A 23,474-nucleotide genomic window follows, 5' to 3' on the forward strand; every position below is an offset into this window, starting at 1 on the left:
GGTGGATGGGGACGATAGGAGCATCTCATGAAGAAAATCCTCATGGTACTGACCAGCGTTTCCGAGCTCGGCGATACGGGAAAGAAGACCGGCTACAACGTGGCCGAGGCTGCACATCCGTGGAAGGTCTTCAAGGATTCCGGACACTTCGTCGACTTCGCGTCCATCAAGGGCGGCCAGCCGCCGCAGGACGAAGTGGACCCGCAGGATCCCATCCAGGTCGCCTTCACGACCGACGAGACTACCCGCGCCGGTCTCTACAACACGGCCCGCGTGGACGTCGTTGATGCGGGCCAGTACGACGCAGTCTTCCTCGTGGGAGGCCACGGCACAATGTGGGACTTCCCGGACAGCGAAGGCCTGCAGAACCTGGTTGCGAGCGTCTACGATGCCGGTGGAGTGGTTGGCGCCGTCTGCCACGGACCGGCGGGTTTGGTGAACGTGGACCTGGCCGACGGGTTCCGGCTCGTCGGGGGCCGGGAAGTGGCGGCCTTCACCAACGACGAAGAAGTTGCCGCGGGCATGGACAAGGTCATCCCGTTCTTCCTGGCCGACCGGCTCAAGGAACAGGGCGCGATCCACGTGTTCGCCGACGTCTTCGCAGAGAAGGTCGCTGTCTCCGAGCGGTTGGTGACCGGGCAGAACCCAGCCTCCGCCGCCGGCGTTGCGAAAGAGATGGAGAAGCTCCTGGCGGTGGTCATCCGCCAGGAAAAGGCCGAGGAACAGCACGAGTCCGAGGCCCTTCGCGCAGAAAAGGACGCCAAAAAGGCTGCTGCGGCAGACTCAGAGCACTAACGCCTGCAGCTTATTGATACTGGCGGCCGCCCCGATGACGGGGCGGCCGCCATTTTCGTCGGAGCTGCCGCCAGTGTCGGCGGCCGCCTGGAAACGACCCGCGAATACCCACCAATTTCATGTTTGCTCTTGACAATGACCTCCTGAACCGGTTCAGTAGAGATAACAAAACCGGTTCAGTGATCCCAATCACCAAGTGGCAATGAGGCAGACATGACAGTGACCATCAACGACGTTGCGCAGGCAGCCGGCGTGAGCAAGGGTGCCGTCTCGTACGCGTTGAATGGGCAGCCCGGCGTCAGCGATGACACCCGGGAGCGCATTCTCAGGGTGGCCCGGGAACTGGGGTGGAAGCCGAATCTTCGCGCCAAGAGCCTGTCGTCGGCCAAAGCTTTCGCCGTCGGGCTCGTGGTGGCAAGGGACCCCCGGCTTTTGGGAACGGACCCCTTCTTCCCCGCGTTCATCGCCGGGATCGAGACCACGTTGGTTGAGCACGAATACGTCTTGGTCCTCACGGTCGCCGCCAGCGCCGACGCCGAGGAACTGGGTTATCGGAAGCTGGCCGCCGACAGCCGCGTGGACGGCGTCATCCTTACGGATATGAGGGTTGACGACTCCCGGATCGCTTTGTTGAAGAGCCTCAAGATTCCGGCCGTCACCCTCAATCGGCCCGAAACCCCCTCGCCGTTCCCTGCTGTCTGCATGGACGATACCGAAGGCATCGCGGCCGCCGTCGAACACCTCGTTTCGCTGGGACACACCAGAATCGGGCACGTGGGCGGACCGCAGAGTTACATTCACGGCCGAAGCCGGCGCTTGGCTTGGCAAAATGCCATGTCGAAAGCGGGGCTCGAGGCCGGTTCCTTCGTTGAGGCGGACTTCACAGCAGCCGGCGGACTGGCGGCTACTGCGGAACTGCTTCGCTCGGCCCAGCGGCCCACAGCGATCATCTACGCGAACGACCTGATGGCCACTGCCGGACAGTCCTACGCCCAGTCCCTCGGACTGGCTGTTCCTGGTGATTTATCCATCACCGGCTACGACGACACAGAGCTCGCCAGGTACCTCAACCCTCCGTTGACCACGGTCCCGGCCGATCCGCTGCTCTGGGGCCGTGTTGCAGCCCAGCAGTTACTGAGCCTCCTGGGCGGAGCTCCCGCGGAAGACGTCTATCTGCCCTCCCCGAAGCTGGTAGTCCGCGCCTCCACAGGCCCTGCCCCCGGCATGCCGAACAACTAATCCCTACGAATACCGATTTACCCGCAATTGGGTGGGGCTATTTGCCATTCCCGTTTGAAGGCAATGTCGCCGCCGCATTTTCAGTTTTCACCCGCAAAAGGAGTTGCAATGAAGCACGGAAAAATTAGTTCGAGAGTCCTCTCCCTTACCGCCATCGCCGTTATCGGTGCCGGCCTGGCCGCATGCGGTGGAGGCGCCTCCAGCGGCACAGCTTCTGGAGCGAACGCTGCCACCACGGCCAAGGGTCCCATCAAGATCTGGTACTCCAACAACGAGTTCGAGGTGAAATGGGGCAAGGATATGGTGGCCTCATGGAACGCTGCCCACCCGGACCAGCAGGTCGATGCTCAGGAAATCCCGGCAGGCAAGAGCTCCGAAGAGGTCATCGGGGCAGCAATTACCGCCGGCAATGCTCCCTGCCTGGTCTTCAACACGGCCCCGGTAGCTGTTCCGCAGTTCCAGAAGCAGGGTGGCCTGGTCCCGTTGGACTCCTTCCCGGATGGCGCCCAGTACATCAAGGACCGCACCGGCGATCTCGCCAACCAGTACAAGTCATCCGACGGCAAGACATACCAGCTTCCCTGGAAGTCCAACCCGGTGGTCCTCTTCTACAACAAGGACCTCTTCGCGAAGGCCGGACTGGACCCGGCAAACCCCAAGCTTGCCACGCAGTCCGAGTTCCTGGACACTGCCCGCACCCTTGTGAAGTCCGGCGCGGTTGCCAACGCCGTGTGGCCTTCGCCTACGAGCGACTTCTACCAGCCCTGGTTCGACTTCTACCCGTTCTATGCCGCCAGTTCGGGTGGCACAACCCTGCTTAAGGATGGCAAGTCCACCTTTGACAGCGATCAAGGCAAGCAGGTCGCCACGATGTTCCAGACCCTCTACAAGGAGAACCTGGCTTCCAAGGAAGCGTACAAGGGGGACTCCTTCGCTGACGGAAAGGCCGCCATGTCCCTCGCGGGCCCCTGGGCCGTCGCCGCTTACAAGGGCAAGGTGAACTGGGGCACGGTCCCGGTCCCGGGTACCCAAGCCCAGACCAACGGCTCCACCTTCTCTGACGCCAAGAACATCGCCATGTACTCCGCGTGCAAGAACCAGGGCACAGCGTGGGAGGTCATGAAGTTCGCCACCAGCAAGGAACAAGACGGCAAGCTCCTCTCCGGCACCGGCCAGATGCCGATGCGCAAGGACTTGCCCACCACGTACGCGGACTACTTCAGCCAGAACCCGGCCTACAAGACCTTCGCCGACGAAGCCGCACGCACCGTGGAAGTCCCCAACGTCTCCAACTCAGTCCAGATCTGGCAGACCTTCCGTGACGCTTGGAGCAAGTCCGTGATCTTCGGCAACCAGAGCATCGACGACGCTTTCAAGGGTGCTTCTGACAAAATCAACCAACTGGCAGCCCAGAAGTAGCAGGCGAATCCCCATGTCACTTCGCTCAGCTGGGGGTCCCGCTACGGGAGACACTGCCGGGCGGACCGTGGACCAGCGGCAGGCGCCCAGGAAACGCAAGAACTTCCTGGGCCGCCAGCCTCTGGGACTGCTGTTCAGCGCCCCCTACGTCATCTTCGTCCTTGGAGTGCTGGCATATCCCCTGGGGTACGCCGTCTACATCTCCTTCCATCAGTTCTTCTTCACCGCTCCGGGCGTCCAGGTTGACCGGCCCTTCGTAGGGTTGGACAACTACATCAACGTCCTGTCCGATCCGGAAGTACAGCGTTCCTTCGCCAATATCGGCGTCTTCCTGATCATCAACGTGCCGCTGACGGTGGGTCTGTCCCTGGTCCTGGCCAACGCTTTGAACCGCGTGACACGGCTCAAGACCTTCTTCCGGGTCAGCTACTACGTCCCGTACGTCACGGCGAGCGTCGCCGTCGTCGGGGTCTGGCTGTTCCTGTTCCAGCAGAACGGGCTGGTCAACGCCATTCTGGGGCCGCTGGCCCCGAACCCCTCGTGGTTGACGAACTCCTGGCTGGCAATGCCAACGGTTGCTTTGTACGTGACCTGGAAGCAATTGGGATTCTTCATCCTGCTCTACCTGGCCGCGCTGCAGAACATCCCGGACGAGCTGTACGAGTCTGCCTCGGTGGACGGCGGAAACAAATGGGTCCAGTTCTGGAACATCACCGTTCCGGGAGTGCGCTCGGCCAGCGTGCTGGTGACCTTGCTCGCCACCATCACCGGAGCGAACCTGTTCACCGAGCCCTATCTGCTCACAGGCGGAGGCGGGCCGGACGGCGCCTCGACCTCGCCGGTGTTCCTGATGTACCAGAAGGGAATCCTTCAGGGGAATCCCGATGTGGCAGCAGCGCTGGGTGTGGTGCTGGTGATCGGCGTGTTGCTGATCGCCCTGATCCAGAAACGCCTCGTAGGCGGGAAGGAGGACTGACGTGTCGATTTTCAATAAAGCGCCTCTCAGGAACGACGACGACGACGCCCGCCGGCCACGTGCCGGCGCTTCCGAAGGAAGGGCCTCCGAAGCTGCTTCCAGTGCTGACGCACCGGGATCCGAGGCCTCCCGAAAGGGCAGTTCCGTGGCGAAGCGCAAGAATCTGGGGGTGGGCAGCTTCTTGCTTCTGGCCCTTGGAGCCTTCGTCTTCCTCTTCCCGTTTTACTACATGTTCATCGGCTCGCTGCAGACTTCCCCGGACACTTCGGTGGGCGGAGCGTTCCCTAGCCCGGCAAACATCACCGGCGAGAACTACAGCAACATCAACAACTCGATCGACCTGCTGAAAGGCCTGGTCAACTCGGGTGTTTTCACCGGCGGCGTCATCTTCTTCACAGTGGTGTTCGGGCTCCTGGTGGGCTACGCGCTCGCCCAGATGCAATTCCGCGGTAAAGGGTTTGTCTTCGGGATGATGCTGCTGGTGCAGATGATTCCGTTCCAGCTCCTGCTCATCCCGCTGTACGTCATGATCGTGCGGGACTACGGGCTCGCGGACACGTACCTGGGCATGATCCTGCCGTTCGCGATCAATTCCACCGCAGTGTTCGTCTTCCGTCAGTACTTCATGCAGCTGCCCTCCACCTTGTTCGAGGCCGCCCGCATCGACGGAGCCAGTGAACTGAGGATCCTCTGGCAGATCGCGATCCCCTTGGTCCGGCCTGCCATTGTCACGGCAGTCCTGCTGACTTTCATCGGCCCGTGGAATGAGTTCCTGTGGCCGTTCCTCGTCACCAAGGACCAAGCCATTCAGCCTCTCGCCGTCTCGCTGGCGAACTACATCTCGAACATCGCCGCCACGGCATCCAACCCGTTTGGCGCCATCCTTGCCGGTGCCTGCGTTCTCGCGGCCCCCGCCGTCGCGCTGTTCATCTTCTTCCAGCGCCAATTCATTTCCACCAATATCGGATCAAGCGTAAAGGGCTAAGCTCTATGACTTCCTCAACTTCAGCACTCCCCACCGTCCCGTTCACCCTCACCCGCGCCGGCGTCATCATGACCCCGGAGGACGGGAACGAATTCGAAGCCGAAGGCGTCCTCAACCCGGCCAGCGGCCGCGGACCCGACGGCGAGCTGTACCTCCTGCCGCGCCTCGTGGCCAAGGGCAATGTCTCCCGCGTCGGGCTCGCCAAGGTGATCATCGGCGACGACGGCGTCCCGTCCGGCGTCGAACGCCAGGGCGTTGTCCTGGCACCGGACGAAGGGTGGGAACGGGGCCTCAACAACGCGGGAACGGAAGATCCCCGCGTCACCTGGGTACCGTCCCTCGGCCGCCACCTGATGACCTATGTTGCCTACGGACCGCTGGGTCCCCGCCTGGCCTTCGCCCATTCCGAAGACCTGCGCACCTGGGACCGCCTGGGGCCCTGCCATTTCGAGTACCAGGCGGACTTGTCCATGGACTTGAACTTGTTCGCCAACAAGGACGCTGTGTTCTTCCCGGAACCGGTCAACGATCCCGACGGCGTTCCCTCCTACGCTTTGCTGCACCGCCCCATGTGGGACCTTGGGTGGATCCGCGAGGGCGAAGGCGAGCACCTGCCGGCCGGCCTCGATGACAACCGCCCGGGTATCTGGATTTCCTACGTCGCAGTTGCCGACGTCGAGAAGGACATCCGCAACCTCGTCCACATGCGCAAGCACAAGCTCGTGGCCCTGAGCGAGTTCCCCTTCGAAGAACTCAAGATCGGCGGCGGACCGGCACCGATCCGCGTCGACGAGGGCTGGCTCCTGATCTACCACGGCGTCTCCGGGTCGATGGAAAAGTCCGCCTTCGACCACCAGCAGAACGTCAACTACACAGCCGCTGCGATGATCCTCGACAGTGACGATCCCTCCATCGTGATCGCCCGCAGCGACAAGCCGCTCCTGGCACCGGAAACGGAAGACGAGATCTCAGGCATCGTCCCCAACGTCGTTTTCCCCACGGCAATAGAGAAGATCGGCGAGCAGTTGTTCGTCTTCTATGGCATGGCTGATTCGAAGATCGGCGTGGCACGCCTGGACCGCGCCTAAAAGCGGTACCACGCCAAGGACCGGTCCGCGCCTTAGGCAGCACCCCGGCTTCAGTAGTCCAGCCCTTGTTCTTCCACGCCCCTAGGAGTTCGACATGACACCTCCCCTTGTTTATGCACGACTGAAATCCACCCCGGTCGCAGTTGTTGCAACGCTGTCGATGCTCCTGGCCGGGGCGGGGGTTGCCTCAGCGACGCAGCCGGTTCCGGCTGCTGCGTCGCAGGCGCCGGCCACGGCGTCCCAGGCGCCGCTGACCAATCTGTCCCACCTGAATTTCCTGCTGGACACCGTTCCTCTTCACGCTGTGGATGGCCACACGACGTACCAGATCGGTGAACACCCCGCGGCACAGGCACCGTGGACGTATGCCAACAAGAATGCTGACGGAAGCTATACGCGGGTAGGAGGAGGTTCCAAGGACGCAACCACGGGTTACTGGAGCCAAGGGGCCTTCAACGCGGACGACATCGCCCGCACCGCCGTCGTCTACTTGCGCCACTGGCAGCAGACCGGTGACGCCTCGAGCCGCACCCGTGCCTTCGACATGCTGCGCGAGCTGACGTATTTGCAGACAATCTCCGGCCCCAACGCCGGAAACGTGGTCTTGTGGCAGCAAGCGGATGGCACACTGACGCCGAGTGCCAAGCCGGTAGAGCTTCCTGACCCCAGCGATTCAGCCGAGTCCTACTGGCTTGCCCGGACCGTGTGGGCGCTGGGCGAAGGGTATGCCGCGTTCAAGTCTGCCGATCCCCAGTTCGCCGCGTTCCTGCAGTCCAGGCTGGACCTCGCCGTCGGGTCCCTGAACAAGCAGTCCCTCGCCAAGTACGGGAAGTACGACATTGCCGACGGCGCCAAGGTCCCTGCCTGGCTCATCACCGGAGGGGCGGATGCCTCGGCGGAAGCCGTGCTCGGACTCTCCGCCTACTCGAAGGCAGCGCCCGACGACGGCGCTGCCGCTACCGCGCTGAGCCAGCTCACCGAAGGTGTCGCCGGTATGTCCTCAGGATCGGTTCAGCAGTGGCCCTTCGGCGCGATTCTTCCGTGGAACCAGTCCCGAACCCTGTGGCACGCTTGGGGCGGAATGGCCGCGGCCGCCGTCGCGAATGCGTCCCCGGTACTGCATCGGCCTGATCTGCTGACTGCCGCCGTGAAGGACTCCGCCCAATTCACTCCGCAGCTCCTCGCCGCGGGCGGACCGGACAATGCCTGGAGCCCGACCCCGGGTGAGGCACAGATAGCCTACGGCGTGGACTCACGAGTCGAAGGACTCGTGGCGACCGCCAAGGCTGCGAATGCTCCGGGCCTGCTGGACGTCGCGGCGGTTGCTGCGGGCTGGTACTTCGGTGCGAACCGCAGTGGAAAGCCCGCCTATAACCCGGCAACAGGCACCGCGATCGACGGCATCGAAACCGACGGCCGCGTCAACCCCAACTCCGGGGCGGAATCCACCATTCACACGTTGTTGTCCATGCTCGCTCTGGATGCCAATCCAGAGCTCAAGGCCAAGGCCCTGGGGATCAGCAGCACCGTGGGGACGGACGGACTCAAGGTGGCCGAAGCCGAAACCGGGACCATCACCGGCGGCGCAGTCGTCAAGCCTGCCTCCGCATGGACCGGTGAGGCGAACTGGTCAGGCGGCGCGTACGTTGCCCTCAACGCGGGCGGCACCCTGAAGATCACGGTCCCGGTCTCGGACCAGGGACGGAATGCGTACCCGATCGTGAACCAGCGCCCCGAAGCCGCCGGAACCACGTCGTGGACATCCGGGAGCACTTTCCTCGGCACCACGCCCAACGGTGGCGCCGGCGAGCAAGGTATCACGGCGGCTCCGGGCAAGCTCTTCCCGTTCTCCCTTGACCACGCAATTCCGGCAGGGCAGGACAGCTTGATGGCCAAGGCCGGAAGCGACGTGTCGATCGACGGTGTGCTGCTGCAGCCGCAGATTTCCTCGGTTTCCGTCTCCGGCTCCGGAGGCCAATCGACCCTGTACATCAGCGCGGCGTCGGGAAGCACCGATCGAAAAGTGGACGTGCCCCAAGGGTTCCATTTGAGCCAGCAGGCCTTTGACGCTTCCGGCCAGCCCGTCACACCAGGTCCAGATCAGAACGGCGCAGACCACTCCGGCCGCGTCACTGTAGCCCCGGGTGGGTTCACCTGGGTGACCCTGGTCCGCAACTAGCAGCTATCCCCATAGGAAGAACCATGCAGAAAATCACCAAAGAAGCCCTGCTCCACAGCTACGAGGGAGCACTCACGTTCAGCAATCCGCTGACCGACACCATTTCCACCGACCAGTTTTCCGCCGAGTACCCTGAGCACCCGGAATGGGCAGTGGGCCCGTTCCGCAAGGACGATTCCCTGACGTTCCGGCAAGTCCAGGACTGGGCCGATCCCACCGGCATCGGTTGGACTGCGGATTCAATCTTCAATCCCTCCGTCATGGAGCGCGACGGCAAACTCTACCTTTTCTACCGTGCATCCCCGCGGAAGGAATCGGTCTCGAGCCGTATCGGCGTCGCGGTCTACGATCCGGAAACCGGTTGGCAGGACAGCCCTTCCAATCCCGTGATCTACCCCACCCAGGACAATGAGATCCTTGGCTGCGAAGACCCCAAGGTGTACCAGGCCAATGGCCGCTACTACATGTTCTACAACGGGATCTGGACGATCGACCGCAGCGAAGAGCAGGCCGGCCAGGACCCGGATGTCTATCCCCTTGGCGACGTCGGCTGCGACATCAATGTCGCGGTGTCCGACGACCTGATCCATTGGGAAAAGCTCGGCCTGGCCGTCCCCTACGAGGTTTCGCGGTTCTGGGCCAAGGGGGCCGTCATCCCCCGAAACGCCCAGGGCGACGCCGTCAAGATCGGTGGCCACTACCTGATGTACCTGTCCGAGGGCTGCGGCGGAACCACCCATGTGGGGCGGTCCGCCGACATGGTGAACTGGACGTTTGAACCGCAGGAATACCTGGACCTTGGGCCGCTGGGCGGCTCACTGCACGAAGTGGCCTGCGCCATTGTCGACGACGGCGGCACCGGGGGCGACGGCGGCAAGCTCGTGCTCGACTTCTTCTACGGCGACGCAGACGGCCAATTCTCCGCCGCGCAGGCGCTCTATGACGTGAAGCAGCCGTTCACACAGAAAGCGGTGCACAGGGGTGGATCGCTGGCTTGGGGCGGACTTCTCAAGTTCGGCGGAAGCTGGATGTTCGCCCAAGGCTGGGATGCCCCTTCGGGATCGCGTGAGATGTACTTCTACCGCGCAGACCAGGGCTAAGCAGTGGCACACCCCGGCATGATCGGCGCCGTCGTAGGTCTGGACATCGGAGGTTCGAAGACGCGCGGCATCAAATGGCTGAATGGCACCGCCGTTGCCGATACTTCCGGCGGTAGCGCCAATGTCCAGAACGTGAGCCGCGCCCAAGCCCGCACCAACCTGGAGGGTGTCTTCGCCACCCTCCAGGGCGGGTCCGTTGCGCGGGTGGTGGTTGGTTCCGGAGGGATCGACACCGCCGAAGACGCGAACGCACTGAAGGAACTGATCCAGCCGTTGGCTCCCGACGCCGTCGTCTCCGTTGTCCATGACACGCGCCTTCTGCTGGCTGCCGCAGGATTCAACACAGGAATCGCAGTGATCGCCGGCACCGGATCGGCGGCCTGGGGCACCAATGGCGTGGACCAAGCGCGTGCGGGCGGCTGGGGTTACTTGCTTGGCGATGAAGGCAGCGGTTACTGGTTCGGTCGTGAAGCGGTGAGGTACAGCCTCGAACGCATGAACAACGGGCTACGCCCGGACGAGTTGACGAAAGCTCTTGTGAAATCGTGTGGACTCCTCGGCCCGGAGGGTTTGATTGCCCTCTTCCATGGAGACGCGGGGCGCGAGTTTTGGGCTTCCAAATCTCCGATTGTCTTCGAGTGCGCGGCCTCGGGGCATACCGCCTCCTTGGACATGATCCTCCAGGCAGGCGCCGATCTTGCCTCGTTGGCGGCGAAATGCGCTGGGCAACTGAACATCGAGGGGCCCATTGTCCTCGGTGGAGGCCTCGGGATGAACCAGCCCACCTTGCAGACAGCCATGCGGATAGCCCTTGCCGCTCGGGGCCTTCACACTTTGCAGGTCCTCAATCAGGATCCGGTCTTCGGCGCACTGCAGCTAGCATCCGGCTAGGCGCCGCTGTGATGAGTCTCACTAGCAACAAACGCCGTTCTGGCTTGAGCAGTCCGCGTCTCGCTGTGCACTATGGAAAAGCTGTACGGCGGCTTTCGCACTGGCGCGATAGCCGGATATCCGGATTCATGAATGGAAGCACTGAACAATGACGTTTGAAACTGCCGACTCCGTAACCCTCAAGATTTGGGACCGCTCAACCACCCACCACACGCTGGACGCGCTGGTGCACGACTTCTCGATGCGCCACAACACTTCCAAGGCCGGCATTGCGGTCACCTGCAGCGGGCCCAACACCTTCACTGTCAGCCTGAACGGCAGCGCGGCCAAGGCCACCTCCTTCGACGCGCAGTCCCTGTAAACAGCGGACCTTTCAGGCGCAAAGCGACGACGACGGCGGGAGTCACCTCCCGCCGTCGTTCGCGTCTCCCGCGTTCTCCGTAGGGAGTGGCGGGTCAGGCGCGCGAGTGCTCGGAAAGGAGCGCGTCGATCTGGCCGGCCGCCTCCTTCATTCCCTCTTCCATACCCATGTCGATCATCTTCTTCATCTGCTCTTCTGATTCGAAGATGGAGAGGATCGTCATGCGCGTGCGGTCGCCGATCTCCTCGAGGGTCACGGTCGCGTGGCCGGCACCTATCTCCTCGACGGGTGCGCCATTTTCGTCGGCAAAACCGTCGTCGAACTCCAGCCTGTTCGGAGCCTGGACGGACGTGATCCGCCACCAGCCGCGGGGTTTTTCGCCGTCGGGGCCGGTCATGTAATAGCTGGCCATCCCGCCCGGCTCGAACTCGTACTGCTCGAACGTGGCTGGCCACGTGGGTGGACCCCACCAGCGTTCGAGCTGGCGCGGGTCTTCCCAGATTTGCCAGACCTGTTCGGGGCTGGCATCGAACTCAGCGACGAGGGTCAAGGTCAACGCTTCGGGATTCTTAGTGGAACTGATAACCGTCATTACGGAACCCTTCCTATTTTCCGGCGAGGATGTCTGCGATCCGATCGACGCGCTGCCGCCAGATCGCCTCGTACTCATCGAGCAGCTGGCGGGCTTTCTGCAAGCCATCATGGTTGCCCCGCACGATCTGCTCCCTTCCACGCTTCTCCTTCGTTATGAGGGACGCGCGCTCCAACACCGCCACGTGCTTCTGGACGGCGGCGAAACTCATGGCGTAGAGGGCGGCCAAGCCGGACACTGAGTACTCCCCGATAGTCACCCGCCGGACGATATCCCGGCGCGTGGGGTCGGCAAGAGCCTGGAACAGGCGGTCAAGTTCGGTTTCGCTGAGCTGATCTACAACCATTTGGTTGTAGGATATTCCGATGACTGAGGGGTGTCAACGGGCATGGATACTTCGCACTAGTCGAACTTCAGCGGAGTCCAACCGAACGGAATCGGGCCGCGTACCCGTGCCCGCTCGCGGTCGGATTCGGCGGACCAACCCTGCGCCGAGCTTGCAGCCGGAACACCACAGGCGCCGCGCGCCACCCGGAAACCCACATCTTCCAGGACGGCATCGGGAGCGCTGCCCCGCCGTACCGACGCACGCACATTCCAGGCTTCGTCAGCCCAGCCACCGCCGCGAAATATCCTGTAGTCGCCGTATCTCGCCGGGTCCGCATAGTCCCAGCACCACTCCCAGACATTGCCGAGCATGTCGTAGGCACCGAACTCGTTGGGTTTCTTGAGTCCGGCCTCGACGGCTGCCGCGGCTCCGTCCTTCGCGGTCCATGCAATCTCGTCGAGCGGACCATAGTGCGGACCGCCTGAACCTGCGCGGCAAGCGTATTCCCATTCCGCCTCGGTGGGTAGCCTGTAACCGTTGGCCGCGACGTTCCATTCGACGCTTCGTCCGGTGCGGGCATATGCCGGGCTGAGCCCTTCGGCTCCCGAGGCCGCATTGCACCAATCGATTGCATCAAACCAAGTGACTCCGTGTGCTGGCGCCCGTGGATGGTCCGCCAGCTCACGCCCGGCAATTGCAGCCAACTCTGCCCCCGTTACTGCTGTTCTTCCAATCTCGAAGGCAACAAGGTCCACCAGATCGGTGCGGCCGCTGCGAGCGTCCCGGAGTTGAATCTGCCCACCAGGCAGGCTGAGGAGCTGTGGCGGCTTGATGTCCATGGGATCCAAGCCTAGTCCGCGCCGTCTCCCCGCTCCCTGCGACAGCCGGTGTCACACCAGGCAGTTTTTTGGCTGCTGGCCGCGTCCAAACTCCCGGATTTCCGGTCTTCCCCCTGACCCAAGGCGCCAAAAAGTGCTCAGCGTGACACGTCACGCCGAGGGAACCACAGGACCTTAGACCTCCGCCACCGGCGCCGCGAACTGGGCTTCGTACAGCCGCGAGTAGGCGCCGCCAGCAGCCAGGAGCTCCGCGTGCGTGCCTTGCTCCACGATCTGCCCGGCTTCCATGACCAGGATGAGGTTGGCGTCGCGGATCGTGGAGAGGCGGTGCGCGATCACAAAGCTCGTCCGGTCAGAACGCAGGGCATTCATGGCCTTCTGCACCAGAACCTCGGTCCGGGTGTCCACGGAGCTCGTGGCCTCGTCCAGAATCAAGACCGACGGACGGGCCAGGAACGCCCGGGCGATGGTAAGCAGCTGCTTCTCACCGGCGGAAACGTTGCTGCCTTCGTCGTCGAGCACGGTGTCGTAGCCCTCCGGCAGGGAGTGCACGAAACGATCCACGTATGTTGCTTGTGCAGCCTCCAGAATCTCGGCTTCGGTGGCATCGGGCCGTCCGTAGGCGACGTTGTCCCGGATGGTGCCGCCGAACAGCCACGTGTCCTGGAGGACCATGCCCATCCGTGAGCGCAGTTCGTAGCGGGACATCGAGGCGACGTCGACGCCGTCGAGCGTTATCCGCCCGGCGTCGAGCTCGTAGAAGCGCATCATCAGGTTCACAAGGGTGGTCTTACCTGCTCCGGTGGGCCCGACGATCGCCACCGACTGGCCGGGCTCGGCCACGAGGCTCAGATTCTGGATCAGCGGCTTGTCTGGCGAGTAGGAGAAGGAAATGTTCTCGAACACCAAGCGCCCGCGCGTCACGTCGGGAACGGCCGAAGGCTCAGGATCGGCGCTCTGCTCCTCGGTGTCGAGCAGCGCGAAGACGCGTTCGGCGGACGCCACTCCGGACTGAAGCAGATTGGCCATCGAACCGAGCTGGGCCAGGGGCTGTGTGAACTGCCGGGAGTACTGGATGAAGGCCTGGACATCGCCCAACTGCATGGCGCCCGAAGCTACTTGAAGGCCACCCACCACCGCGATCCCGACATAGACCAGGTTGCCGATGAATGTCAGTGCCGGCATGATCAAGCCGCTGATGAACTGGGCCCCGAAGCTGGCCGAGAATAGCTCTGCGTTCTTCTCGCGGAACCGCTCCTCCACTTCGCGCTGACGGCCGAACACCTTCACGAGCGCGTGGCCGGTGTAGGTTTCTTCGATCTGCCCGTTCAGCTCGCCGGTGTTCTTCCACTGGGCCACGAACAACTTCTGCGAGCGCTTGGCAATCAGCACGGTGGTCACGAGTGTCAACGGCACCGTGACCAGGGTGATGAACGCCAGAATCGGCGAGAGCAGGAACATCATGAAGATGACGCCGGCCACCGTGAGCAGGGACGTGACCGCTTGGCTGATGGACTGTTGGAGGCTTTGCGAAATGTTGTCGACGTCGTTCGTCACGCGGCTGAGCAGTTCGCCGCGCTGCACGGAGTCGAAGTAGCGCAGTGGAAGCCGGTTGATTTTCGCCTCGATCTGCTCGCGGAGCCGGTACACGGTCCGCTGCACGACGCCGTTGAGCACGTAGGCCTGAATCCAGCCGAACGCCGAGGCCAGGACATACAGGACCAGCACCCACAGCAGGATGGAGGACAACGCCCCGAAGTCGATTCCGACGCCGGGAGTCAGGTCCATGCCCTTCAACATGTCCGCTTTGGAGCCCTGGCCGGAAGCTCGCAGTCCCTCGATGACCTGTTCCTTGCTCACCCCGGCGGGAAGTTGCTTGGACACGACGCCGGCGAAGATCAGGTTGGTGCCCTCACCGAGAAGCCGGGGGCCGATCACGGACAGGGTCACGCTTGCCACCGCGAGGAAGAGAACCAGGGTCAGCCACAAGCGCTCGGGCCGCAGCGTGCCCAGGAGCCGCTTAGCCGAGGGCAGGAAGTTCATGGCCTTTTCGGCGGGGATGCTCATTCCCGCGAAAGGTCCGCCACGGCCTGGTCCCATCGGGGGACGCTGAGGGCGGTTTGCGGTGCTGGGTGCGCTGCTCATGCCGCCTCCTCCGCTGCCAGCTGGGAGGAAACTATCTCCCGGTATGTTTCTGAAGTCTCAAGCAACTCTTCGTGGGTTCCGCGCCCCACCAGCCGCCCGTCGTCGAGCACTAGAATCTGCTCAGCATCCGCGATGCTGGATACCCGCTGCGCAATGATGACCATCGTGGCACCGGAAGTGTGGCGCTTGAGCGCTTGGCGGAGCCTCGCGTCGGTGGCGGTGTCCAGGGAGGAGAAGGAGTCGTCGAAGATGTAGAGCTCGGGCTGCTTCACGAGTGCCCGGGCAATGGCGAGTCGCTGGCGTTGGCCGCCGGAAACGTTGGTGCCGCCTTGGGAGATCGGAGCGTCAAGGCCACCCTCCATCTCTTCGACGAAGTCCTGGGCCTGTGCAATGGAGAGGGCCCGCCAGAGTTCTTCCTCGGTGGCGTCGGGCTTGCCGTAGAGCAGGTTGCTGCGGACCGTGCCGGAGAACAGATAGGGCTTTTGCGGTACCAGTCCGATGTGCCCCCACAAGAGGTCCGGGTGCAGTTCGCGGACGTCGACGTCGTCGATCCGCACCGAGCCGCTGCTCGCGTCGAAGAGCCGTGGCAGCAAGTTCACCAAAGTGGTCTTGCCCGCGCCCGTGCTGCCGATGATCGCCGTCGTCTGGCCTGCGCGTGCCCGGAAGCTGATGCCGCTGAGGACAGGCTGCTCGGCACCGGGGTAGGCGAATCCGACGTCGCGCAATTCCAGCTCGCCGCGGCCAGCCGTCTCCGTGACCGGGTTCTCGGGAGGCCGCACACTCGATTCGGTCTCCAGCACCTGCCCGATGCGGTCCGCTGAAACAGCGGCTCGCGGGATCATGACGGCCATGAACGTCGCCATCATGACGGACATGAGGATCTGCATGAGGTAGCTCAGGAACGCGATCAATGTGCCTACTTGCATGGATCCGTCGTTGATCCTGAACGATCCGAACCAGATCACGGCCACGCTGGAGACGTTGAGCACCAGCATCACCACCGGGAACATGAGTGCCATGAGCCGCCCGGCTCGCAGCGCCATCTCCGTGACGTCCTGGTTGGCCGAGGCGAAGCGTTCCGTCTCCATGTCTTCCCGCACGAACGCGCGCACCACGCGGATGCCGGCCAACTGTTCTCGGAGGACGCGGTTCACGGTGTCGATCCTGACCTGCATCTTGCGGAACAGCGGCACCATCCGGCTAACAATGAGGCCCACCGCAACGAGCAGCACGGGGACGCTCACGGCGATCAGCCAGGACAACTGGGCATCCTGCCGGACGGCCATGATCACCCCGCCGATGCTGAGCATGGGCGCCGCCACCATGAGGGTGCAGGACATCAGGACGAGCTGCTGGACCTGCTGCACGTCGTTGGTTGAACGCGTAATCAGCGAGGGAGCGCCGAAACGGGTGACCTCCTGCTCGGAGAACTCCCCCACCCTGGTAAAAATGGCCCCGCGCAAGTCCCGCCCCAGGCCCATGGCGGCTTTCGCGCCGAAGTACACGGCCGTGATCGAGCACGCGATCTGCAGGAGGGTGATGAGCAACATGAGGCTGCCGGTGCCAAGGATGTACCCGGTATCCCCTTTGGCCACGCCTTCGTCAATGATGTCGGCATTCAGTGTGGGCAGGTACAGCGACGCTATGGACTGCGCCAACTGGAAAACGACGACGGCGATCAGCAGCCGCCGATGTGGCCGCAGGTACTGAACGAGAAGTTTCCAGAGCATCGTTCTCCAACTCACGTAGTGATTCGAAGGCCAGTCTACGACTGGTTGCTGGGGGCAACTAGAGCTTTCCCTCAGGGCGAAGCGTGGCGTGGGATCAGGTGCAACCCTCGCTCAGCTATGGGGCCTCTTTCCCCAACCCTCGCTCAGCTATGGGGCCTCTTTCCCCAACCCTCCCTCATCGTCAAGCTGGTTGTGAGTCATTCATTACCTTTTGATTGAAGGAGCCGGCGATGGCCGTTGATAACAAGGGTTTTACGCGTGAAGAGATCCGTGAGTTCATGCATGAGTACTATTTGCAGCCGCACGGGTCGAGGAAGGAATGGATGGCCTCGACGTCCGTTTCGGAATGGACGTTCCGCCGGTGGCGCAAGATGATGGTCCAGGGCGATATCGACCGTGGCCTGATTCCGCGGGAGCATGGAGGCATGGTCCCGACGAATCGTGAACTCTCCGCGTTCGAAAAAGCACGCGCGAAGGAAATGGCTGCCCACCGTGCCGAAGTCGAAAAACTCCAGAAGCGGGTGCAGGAGCTGGAGGACACGAATTCCGCGCTGGGAAAAGCTATCGGGCTCTTGCACGAGTTGAGCGTGCCAGAGCCCGATACAACCCCGACGAGCGCTCACAACGATTCATAGCGGCCGAGAACACTCTGGTCCTGGAACTGCATGTGATCATCGGCTCCCAGCGGACAGCGCTCAAGCTGGCGGGCCTCTCGCGCGGGACCTGGCATTACCGGTCCAATCCCCGTCCGGCGGTGCAGCACCCGATCCACCAGAGCGACCGGGCCTACGAATCCCGGATCAGCTCCGCGCATCAGGACCGGATCCTGGGGCTCATCCTGGCCAGCTGGGAGAAGGGCAACTCCGTTGACCATGCCTTCGCCACAGCCTGGGACAACGGCGAGCTGCTCGCCTCCAACCGCTCGTGGTGGCGGATCGCGGCAGACTACGAGGACCAGCAGGCCCGCCCAACCATCCCGCGCAAGCGTTGGGGCACGCGTGGTTCCTCTGAAAAGCCGGTGGTCAAGGCCACCGGACCCTGCCAGGTCTGGTCCTGGGACATCACCGACATCTATGCCAAGTGGCAGGGCAAGGTTTTCAAGGTGTACTCCATCATGGACATCTTCTCCCGGGAAATCGTCGGCTGGCGGGTGGAGGAACGCGAGTCCGACCACCTCGCCGCGCAGATGTTCAAGACAGCCATCGCCCGGCACGGCGCCCCGCGCATCGTGCATGCCGATTCAGGCCCGGCCATGAGATCAACCCTGCTCCGTGACACCCTCACCGCCCACGGCGTGGAACTCAGCCATAACCGCCCGTACGTCTCCAACGACAATCCCTTCTCGGAGTCAGGCTTTCGCACGATGAAATACCGGCCCGGCTACCCCCGGATCTTTAACGATCTCGAGGCCGCCAGGGAGTACCTCACCTGCTACGTGCACTGGTACAGCACCGATCACAAACACTCCGGCATCGCACTGTTCTCACCATCACAGGTCCACGACGGGTCGTGGAAAGAACTCTGGACCAAGCGAGACAAAGTCCACCAGGACTACTACGAACGACACCCGGGAAGATTCCGCCGCCGACCCACCACACCGGCCCCCGCCACATACGCCGGGATCAACCTCCCCCAGACCAAAACACCCCAAAAACTAGCCCAGTGACTCCACACAGCTTGACAACTTTCGCCTCGCTCAGCTATGGGGCCTCTTTCCCCAACCCTCGCTCAGCTATGGGGCCTACCGCGCAAGAGCAACGCCGATCTCGCGATTCACTGCAGGGATGATTTCGGTGGCCAGGAGCTCGATGGACCGCGCCGTCTCAGCGAAAGGCAAGCCGCCGAGACCGATCTGAGCCAGATACCGCGTGTTACCGAGGGCGCTATGAATTTCCAGTAGCTTTTCGACGAGCTGTTGGGGGCTTCCCACAAGCAGGCCGCCACCCGGTTCGGTCCACTCATCGAAGGTGTTCCGCGGGAAATGGTCAACTGGCCGGGGCATGTTCTGCTCGAAGTAGGCGCGATAGTAGGGGTAGAAGGTGTCCCGGGCCTGCTGCGACGTCGGCGCCACATAGAAATGGCCACCCGCGCCGACTGGCAGGGCGGCAGCGTCGTGTCCCGCGTTTTCAGCGGTCTCCCGGTACAGTTCCACGAGCCGGCGGAATCGTGCCGGCCCGGACAGCAGAGCGATAAACAACGGCAGGCCCAACCGCCCCGCCCGGACGAAACTCTTCGGAGTACCGCCCACGCCGACCCAGATGGGCAACTTTTCCTGGATCGGACGGGGCGCTATGTCCATCCCGGAGACGGTTTGGGTCAGGCTTCCCTCCCAGCGAAGGTTGTCGTTGTCACGCAGCGCGAGCAACATGTTCAGCTTCTCTTCGAACAGCTCGTCATAGTCCTCCAATCTGTGGCCAAACAAGGAGTACGACTCCACAAAGGCGCCACGGCCGGCAATGATCTCTGCCCGCCCGCCCGAAATTAGATCCAGCGTGGAGAACTGCTCGAAGAGCCGGACAGGGTCCTGAGTGGAGAGAACCGTGACGGCGGTGCCCAGCCGAAGGTTGGTGGTTTCCCGAGCGATGGCCGCGAGCACCATTTCCGGGGCAGAGAGGGCGAAATCGTGCCGATGATGCTCCCCCAGGCCCAGGAACGATAGTCCTGCCTGCTCGGCAAGCTTCGCCAGCTCAATGATGTCCTTGACCCGCTGGTGCGGTGACAGGGAGACTCCGGTCTTGATGTCGCGGGATAGCTCACCGAAAGTGAAGATTCCAAAATCCATAATTAATTGAACATTCAAGTATTTGGATTCATTCCCGAGCCGTTAGTGAGCGAGCGTCCGCCGCAACCCCCACATACGTGAGCGAGCGTCCGCCGCAACCCCCACATACGTGAGCGAGCGTCTTGATGGCGTGGGGCGTGCCGCCGTCGTGCCCGGACAGTAGGCTGGAAACGCTCGGCAAGATCCGCTACGAAAGGACCGTAGTCATGGCTTACATCACCGTCGGAAATGAAAACAGCTCCGAGATCGAGATCTACTACGAGGACCACGGGACCGGCCAGGCAGTGGTCCTTATCCACGGCTATCCCCTGGATGGATCGTCCTGGGAAAAGCAGACCGCCGCACTGCTTAACGCAGGCTACCGCGTTATCACGTACGACCGCCGCGGATTCGGCAAGTCCAGCAAGCCGACTGTCGGCTACGACTACGACACCTTCGCTGCGGACCTGAACACCCTGCTGAACACGATTGATGTCAACGACGCCGTACTGGTGGGCTTCTCGATGGGGACCGGTGAAGTGGCCCGCTACCTTGGCACTTACGGCTCGGCCCGGGTGGCGAAAGCCATGTTCCTTGCGTCCTTGGAGCCGTTCCTCCTGCAGACCGCGGACAACCCAGGGGGCGTCCCGCAGTCCGTGTTCGACGGACTTTCCGAAGCCGTCATTTCCGATCGCTACGCTTTCTTCACCGAATTCTTCAACAACTTCTACAACGCCCCCACTTTCCTCGGAACGCACCGCCTGAGCCACGAAGCAGTCGCCGCCAGCTGGAACCTGGCAGCCCAGTCAGGCGCCTACGCCTCGGTGGCCGCGCAGCCCACGTGGCTTACCGATTTCAGGGCGGACATCCCCAAGATCGACGTTCCCGCCCTGATCGTGCACGGCACCGCGGACAACATCCTCCCCATCGACGTCACCGGCCGGAGGTTCGCCGAAGCACTCCCCGGCGCCGAATACCTGGAGATCGACGGCGCCCCGCACGGCTTGCTGTGGACGCATGGTGCTGAGGTCAACCAGGCCTTGCTCGGATTCCTCGCGAAGTAGGGATTCCTGACAAAAAATTAGGACGAAACTAACTGAATATCGCGGGAACCTTAACTCCTCTGGTCCAGTCTTAATGCAAGCACAGGCGGAACCCATCCGCCGGCGAAGGCACCAAAGCTGCAAGGGGAGCAGAACCGGCCATGAAGACAACAACAGCCCTGGACGAAGTCACTGCCATCAACGGCGTGATTACCGATCAGCAACCCGTTGACTTCCACTCTTTGGGGCTCGCGGGCTGCATCGACCGCTTGGCCGCTCCGCTCCGCCGCGAAGGGACCGAAATCCACTGGGAGACGCCGCACCATGGCGTCGAAATCTCGTCCGGCTCCGCTTCCTTGCTCTACCACGCGGCCAAGGAAGTCCTCAGCAACGCGTTCAAGTACGCGCACGCCCACGACGTCACCGTCCGGCTCGCCGCCGTCTACCACGGGATCCGCCTGACAGTCACGGACAACGGCGCCGGCTTCGACAACCAGGCCCCCGCGGGTGCACACCACGGATTCGGGCTCCGCCTGATGTCCATCGCTGTCAGCGAAGTGGGCGGCGATGTCTCCATCGTCTCCAGTCCAGGCAACGGAACCTGCGTAACCGTCACCCTGCCACTCGACTGATACGGGTGGGGGCCCGACGACGGCAGGCATCTCCCGTCGTCGGTTTCGGCGCTGCTGGTTCGCTGTTCAAGTGAATCTGGTATGAAAGGCGAATGACCCCGTACAAATCCGAACCGCCCTTGGGCGGTTCCCGCGCGCACATCAAGTCGATTTTCCCCTCGCTGGCCCGCAGCGAACAGCGCGTGGCGCAATTGTGCCTCGATTCCCCCGAAACCGTGGCCAGGATGTCGGTGGCGGATCTGGTCACCCAAACGGGGACGTCCCCGGCGACGATCGTACGGGCATGCAAGAGCATGGGCTTCGACGGGTTCCAGCACTTGCGCCAAGTCCTGCTGCGCGATCTGGGCGCCGCGGCACGGGACAGCATCCAGCAGGAAGAGTCGGGGGCAACCGGCGAACCCGGATCATCGGAACATCTGGTCTCCGGGATCTTTTCCCGGGCATCCCAGGACATCCGCGGAGCTTTAGGGTCTTTGGACTTCGACGCGTTCGACGCCGCGGTGAAGGCGATCCGCGAAGGCGGGCGACTTCTGGTGCTGGCCAATGGAGGGTCCCTCGCTCCCGCCCAATCCCTGGCCCTGCGGTTCCTGGCCGCCGGGGTGCAATGCGAGGCGCCATCCGACATTGTTTCGCAACACATCTCCGCCAAACTCCTCTCCGCCAGGGATGTCTGCATCGCCGTGAGTGACAGCGGAATGAACTCCTTCACGATTGGCTCGGCGCGGATCGCGGCCGACCGTATGGCCACGGTTATCGGGGTGACCAGCTACGCGAAATCCGAGCTCGCCGAGCTCTCGACCCACACGCTGGTGGCCGGGGCGGAATTTCATTCGTGGAACGACCAGCTGCCCATTGGGAATATCGTCCAGATGCTGGTGCTGTCCGCCCTGCATGCCGCAGTGACTGCGGACTCTCCCGATGTTGAACGCGCCCGCTCCGCCGTGTTTGAAGAAGTCCTCCACATGGTGGAAAACCCCGAATAGCTTTTGGCGCGAAACGCGGGCAGTTTCAACTGTTTCCTGTCCGCCCACGGGGAGTTCATCGACTCCGCACCGACTGTTAATAATCGAGCCCCACCCTTCAAGGGTAAGACGTTTCCTAAATAATTCGATTTAGGAAACATCGTTTCCCCGGAGGTGCTCGTGGGCCGACTTGTGCTCAACCAGTTGTCGCGTTCATTCAAGAACGTGTCGGCCGTAAAGAACGTATCGCTCACCGTTGAAGACGGTGACTTCCTGGTCCTGCTCGGCCCCAGCGGCTGCGGCAAGACCACCCTGCTCCGCATGATCGCGGGCCTGTTGGAACCGACGTCGGGCTCGCTCGAGCTGGACGGAACCGACATCACCACCGCCCCGTCCAAGAAGCGCGACTTGGCCATGGTGTTCCAGAGCTACGCCCTGTACCCGCACCTCAGCGTCGCGAAAAATCTTGCCTTCCCGCTCCACGTGCGGCGCACCGACAAGCAGGAAGTCAAGAAGCGCGTGGAGGCCGTGGCCGAAATGGTGGAGATCGGCCACCTCCTGGACCGCAAGCCCAAGGAACTGTCAGGCGGCCAGCGCCAACGCGTCGCCGTGGCACGGGCTTTGGTGCGCGAGCCCAAGGCCTTCCTCATGGACGAGCCCCTGTCCAACCTGGACGCCAAGCTCCGCACCGCAACCCGGCAGGAGCTGGCCGGACTGCACAAGCGCCTCGGTGCCACCTTCATCTACGTCACGCATGACCAGGTGGAAGCCATGACCATGGCAACCAAGATCGCGCTGCTCAACGGAGGTCAGCTCGAGCAACTCGGCACGCCCGAAGAGCTCTACGACAAGCCGGCATCCGTGTTCGCGGCAGGCTTCCTGGGATCCCCGGCCACCAACCTGATCGATGCCGAACTTTCCACCAGCAACGGCTCCATCACCGTCATGGCACCGTCGCTGGAAGCAGTGCTGTGGGATGGGGAAACACCCCAGCGGGACGTGGTGCTGGGCATCCGCCCTGAGCACTTGAGCATCCACGCACCTGGCTCTTCCGCAGCCGCGCCGAGCTCCGGGGCAGCCCTCCGGGGCATCGTTGACCTGAGCGAAAACCTCGGCAGCGAACAGGTCATCTACTGCCGGGTCGGCGAGAACCGCGTGGCCGTCCGCGCCCCGCGGGGCCTGCACTGGGAGCCGGGCAACGCCGTCGTTCTCAGCGCCGATGCCAGGAATCTCCATCTCTTTGACCGGACAAGCGGCCGGCGCTTCGAATGGCAATCAGACGCGAAGCACGCGTCCGCTGCCACCTCGGCGCAGCCTGCGGCCTCGGTCTAATATCCACTCTTCCCCCCATACCCCGGCCCCCAAACCGGAACCCGCAGGACCTACACCCAACCCAGCAATCAAGGAAA

Annotated in this window: 22 protein-coding genes; 16 read left to right on the top strand and 6 right to left on the bottom strand. The window is 62.9% G+C overall.

The features are described 5' to 3' along the window. The first annotated feature begins 27 nt into the window (after positions 1 to 27). The 10 genes from ACSKT0_RS21230 to ACSKT0_RS21275 all read left to right on the top strand — a co-directional run bounded on the left by ACSKT0_RS21230 (position 28) and on the right by ACSKT0_RS21275 (position 11,033). Positions 28 to 795 (top strand): type 1 glutamine amidotransferase domain-containing protein, encoded by a 768-nt coding sequence (locus ACSKT0_RS21230; RefSeq protein WP_437771492.1) that lies wholly within the window; start codon positions 28 to 30, stop codon positions 793 to 795. 213 nt (positions 796 to 1,008) lie between these two features. After that, positions 1,009 to 2,034, top strand: a complete 1,026-nt coding sequence (locus tag ACSKT0_RS21235) for a LacI family DNA-binding transcriptional regulator (protein WP_437771493.1) — start codon at positions 1,009 to 1,011, stop codon at positions 2,032 to 2,034. Positions 2,035 to 2,142: 108 nt separating this feature from the next. After that, positions 2,143 to 3,453, top strand: a complete 1,311-nt coding sequence (locus ACSKT0_RS21240; RefSeq protein ID WP_437771494.1) for an extracellular solute-binding protein — start codon at positions 2,143 to 2,145, stop codon at positions 3,451 to 3,453. Positions 3,454 to 3,466: 13 nt separating this feature from the next. Continuing rightward, entirely contained in the window at positions 3,467 to 4,429 is a 963-nt protein-coding gene (locus ACSKT0_RS21245) for a carbohydrate ABC transporter permease (RefSeq protein WP_437771495.1), read from the top strand. A 229-nt stretch (positions 4,430 to 4,658) separates the two neighbouring features. After that, entirely contained in the window at positions 4,659 to 5,414 is a 756-nt protein-coding gene (locus tag ACSKT0_RS21250) for a carbohydrate ABC transporter permease (RefSeq protein ID WP_234753454.1), read from the top strand. A 5-nt stretch (positions 5,415 to 5,419) separates the two neighbouring features. Further along, positions 5,420 to 6,502 carry a glycoside hydrolase family 130 protein gene (locus tag ACSKT0_RS21255; protein WP_345447175.1) on the top strand — a complete coding sequence of 361 codons (1,083 nt, stop codon included), beginning with the start codon at positions 5,420 to 5,422 and terminating at the stop codon, positions 6,500 to 6,502. A 94-nt stretch (positions 6,503 to 6,596) separates the two neighbouring features. Continuing rightward, positions 6,597 to 8,681, top strand: coding sequence for a hypothetical protein (locus tag ACSKT0_RS21260; RefSeq protein WP_437771496.1), 2,085 nt, complete (start codon positions 6,597 to 6,599; stop codon positions 8,679 to 8,681). A 23-nt stretch (positions 8,682 to 8,704) separates the two neighbouring features. Beyond that, positions 8,705 to 9,781, top strand: coding sequence for a hypothetical protein (locus ACSKT0_RS21265; protein WP_437771497.1), 1,077 nt, complete (start codon positions 8,705 to 8,707; stop codon positions 9,779 to 9,781). A 3-nt stretch (positions 9,782 to 9,784) separates the two neighbouring features. Next, positions 9,785 to 10,672, top strand: a complete 888-nt coding sequence (locus ACSKT0_RS21270) for an N-acetylglucosamine kinase (protein WP_437771498.1) — start codon at positions 9,785 to 9,787, stop codon at positions 10,670 to 10,672. A 148-nt stretch (positions 10,673 to 10,820) separates the two neighbouring features. Next, positions 10,821 to 11,033 carry a hypothetical protein gene (locus tag ACSKT0_RS21275; protein WP_437771499.1) on the top strand — a complete coding sequence of 71 codons (213 nt, stop codon included), beginning with the start codon at positions 10,821 to 10,823 and terminating at the stop codon, positions 11,031 to 11,033. 94 nt (positions 11,034 to 11,127) lie between these two features. On the opposite strand, the gene ACSKT0_RS21280 is transcribed toward ACSKT0_RS21275, so the two are convergent. From ACSKT0_RS21280 to ACSKT0_RS21300, 5 genes are all read right to left on the bottom strand, one after another. Continuing rightward, positions 11,128 to 11,625 carry an SRPBCC family protein gene (locus tag ACSKT0_RS21280; RefSeq protein WP_437771500.1) on the bottom strand — a complete coding sequence of 166 codons (498 nt, stop codon included), beginning with the start codon at positions 11,623 to 11,625 and terminating at the stop codon, positions 11,128 to 11,130. A gap of 13 nt (positions 11,626 to 11,638) precedes the next feature. After that, positions 11,639 to 11,971 carry an ArsR/SmtB family transcription factor gene (locus ACSKT0_RS21285; protein ID WP_437771501.1) on the bottom strand — a complete coding sequence of 111 codons (333 nt, stop codon included), beginning with the start codon at positions 11,969 to 11,971 and terminating at the stop codon, positions 11,639 to 11,641. Between the two features lie 56 nt (positions 11,972 to 12,027). After that, complete coding sequence (locus ACSKT0_RS21290; protein WP_437771502.1) at positions 12,028 to 12,792, bottom strand: formylglycine-generating enzyme family protein; 765 nt, start codon at positions 12,790 to 12,792, stop codon at positions 12,028 to 12,030. Between the two features lie 174 nt (positions 12,793 to 12,966). Then, the gene (locus tag ACSKT0_RS21295) at positions 12,967 to 14,937 is read right to left on the bottom strand and encodes an ABC transporter ATP-binding protein (protein ID WP_437771503.1); all 1,971 of its coding nucleotides are present in this window, start codon (positions 14,935 to 14,937) and stop codon (positions 12,967 to 12,969) included. Next, positions 14,934 to 16,667 (bottom strand): ABC transporter ATP-binding protein, encoded by a 1,734-nt coding sequence (locus ACSKT0_RS21300; protein ID WP_437771504.1) that lies wholly within the window; start codon positions 16,665 to 16,667, stop codon positions 14,934 to 14,936. Before ACSKT0_RS21300 ends, ACSKT0_RS21295 begins: the two co-directional genes overlap by 4 nt. A 230-nt stretch (positions 16,668 to 16,897) precedes the next feature. Here ACSKT0_RS21300 and ACSKT0_RS21305 point away from each other — a divergent pair, with 230 nt between their 5' ends. Both ACSKT0_RS21305 and ACSKT0_RS21310 read left to right on the top strand, forming a co-directional pair. Further along, positions 16,898 to 17,302 carry a hypothetical protein gene (locus ACSKT0_RS21305; protein ID WP_437771023.1) on the top strand — a complete coding sequence of 135 codons (405 nt, stop codon included), beginning with the start codon at positions 16,898 to 16,900 and terminating at the stop codon, positions 17,300 to 17,302. A gap of 32 nt (positions 17,303 to 17,334) precedes the next feature. Next, positions 17,335 to 18,333 (top strand): transposase, encoded by a 999-nt coding sequence (locus tag ACSKT0_RS21310; RefSeq protein ID WP_437771022.1) that lies wholly within the window; start codon positions 17,335 to 17,337, stop codon positions 18,331 to 18,333. 75 nt (positions 18,334 to 18,408) lie between these two features. Here ACSKT0_RS21310 and ACSKT0_RS21315 read toward each other — a convergent pair whose 3' ends face one another. Further along, on the bottom strand, positions 18,409 to 19,449 hold the full coding sequence (locus tag ACSKT0_RS21315; protein ID WP_437771505.1) for an LLM class flavin-dependent oxidoreductase: 1,041 nt from the start codon (positions 19,447 to 19,449) through the stop codon (positions 18,409 to 18,411). A 206-nt stretch (positions 19,450 to 19,655) separates the two neighbouring features. Between ACSKT0_RS21315 and ACSKT0_RS21320 the strand changes: the two genes are divergently transcribed. The 4 genes from ACSKT0_RS21320 (at position 19,656) to ACSKT0_RS21335 (ending at position 23,397) form a co-directional block, all read left to right on the top strand. Beyond that, positions 19,656 to 20,492: an alpha/beta fold hydrolase gene (locus tag ACSKT0_RS21320; RefSeq protein ID WP_437771506.1), complete on the top strand. Its 837-nt coding sequence runs from the start codon at positions 19,656 to 19,658 to the stop codon at positions 20,490 to 20,492. A 140-nt stretch (positions 20,493 to 20,632) separates the two neighbouring features. Continuing rightward, positions 20,633 to 21,103: a sensor histidine kinase gene (locus ACSKT0_RS21325; protein WP_437771507.1), complete on the top strand. Its 471-nt coding sequence runs from the start codon at positions 20,633 to 20,635 to the stop codon at positions 21,101 to 21,103. Positions 21,104 to 21,195: 92 nt separating this feature from the next. Then, positions 21,196 to 22,086 carry a MurR/RpiR family transcriptional regulator gene (locus tag ACSKT0_RS21330; RefSeq protein WP_437771508.1) on the top strand — a complete coding sequence of 297 codons (891 nt, stop codon included), beginning with the start codon at positions 21,196 to 21,198 and terminating at the stop codon, positions 22,084 to 22,086. Positions 22,087 to 22,245: 159 nt separating this feature from the next. Beyond that, positions 22,246 to 23,397, top strand: coding sequence for an ABC transporter ATP-binding protein (locus ACSKT0_RS21335; RefSeq protein WP_437771509.1), 1,152 nt, complete (start codon positions 22,246 to 22,248; stop codon positions 23,395 to 23,397). The last annotated feature ends 77 nt before the right edge of the window (positions 23,398 to 23,474 follow it).

This window comes from Arthrobacter sp. KNU40, from assembly GCF_051515115.1.
GTDB lineage: Bacteria > Actinomycetota > Actinomycetes > Actinomycetales > Micrococcaceae > Arthrobacter.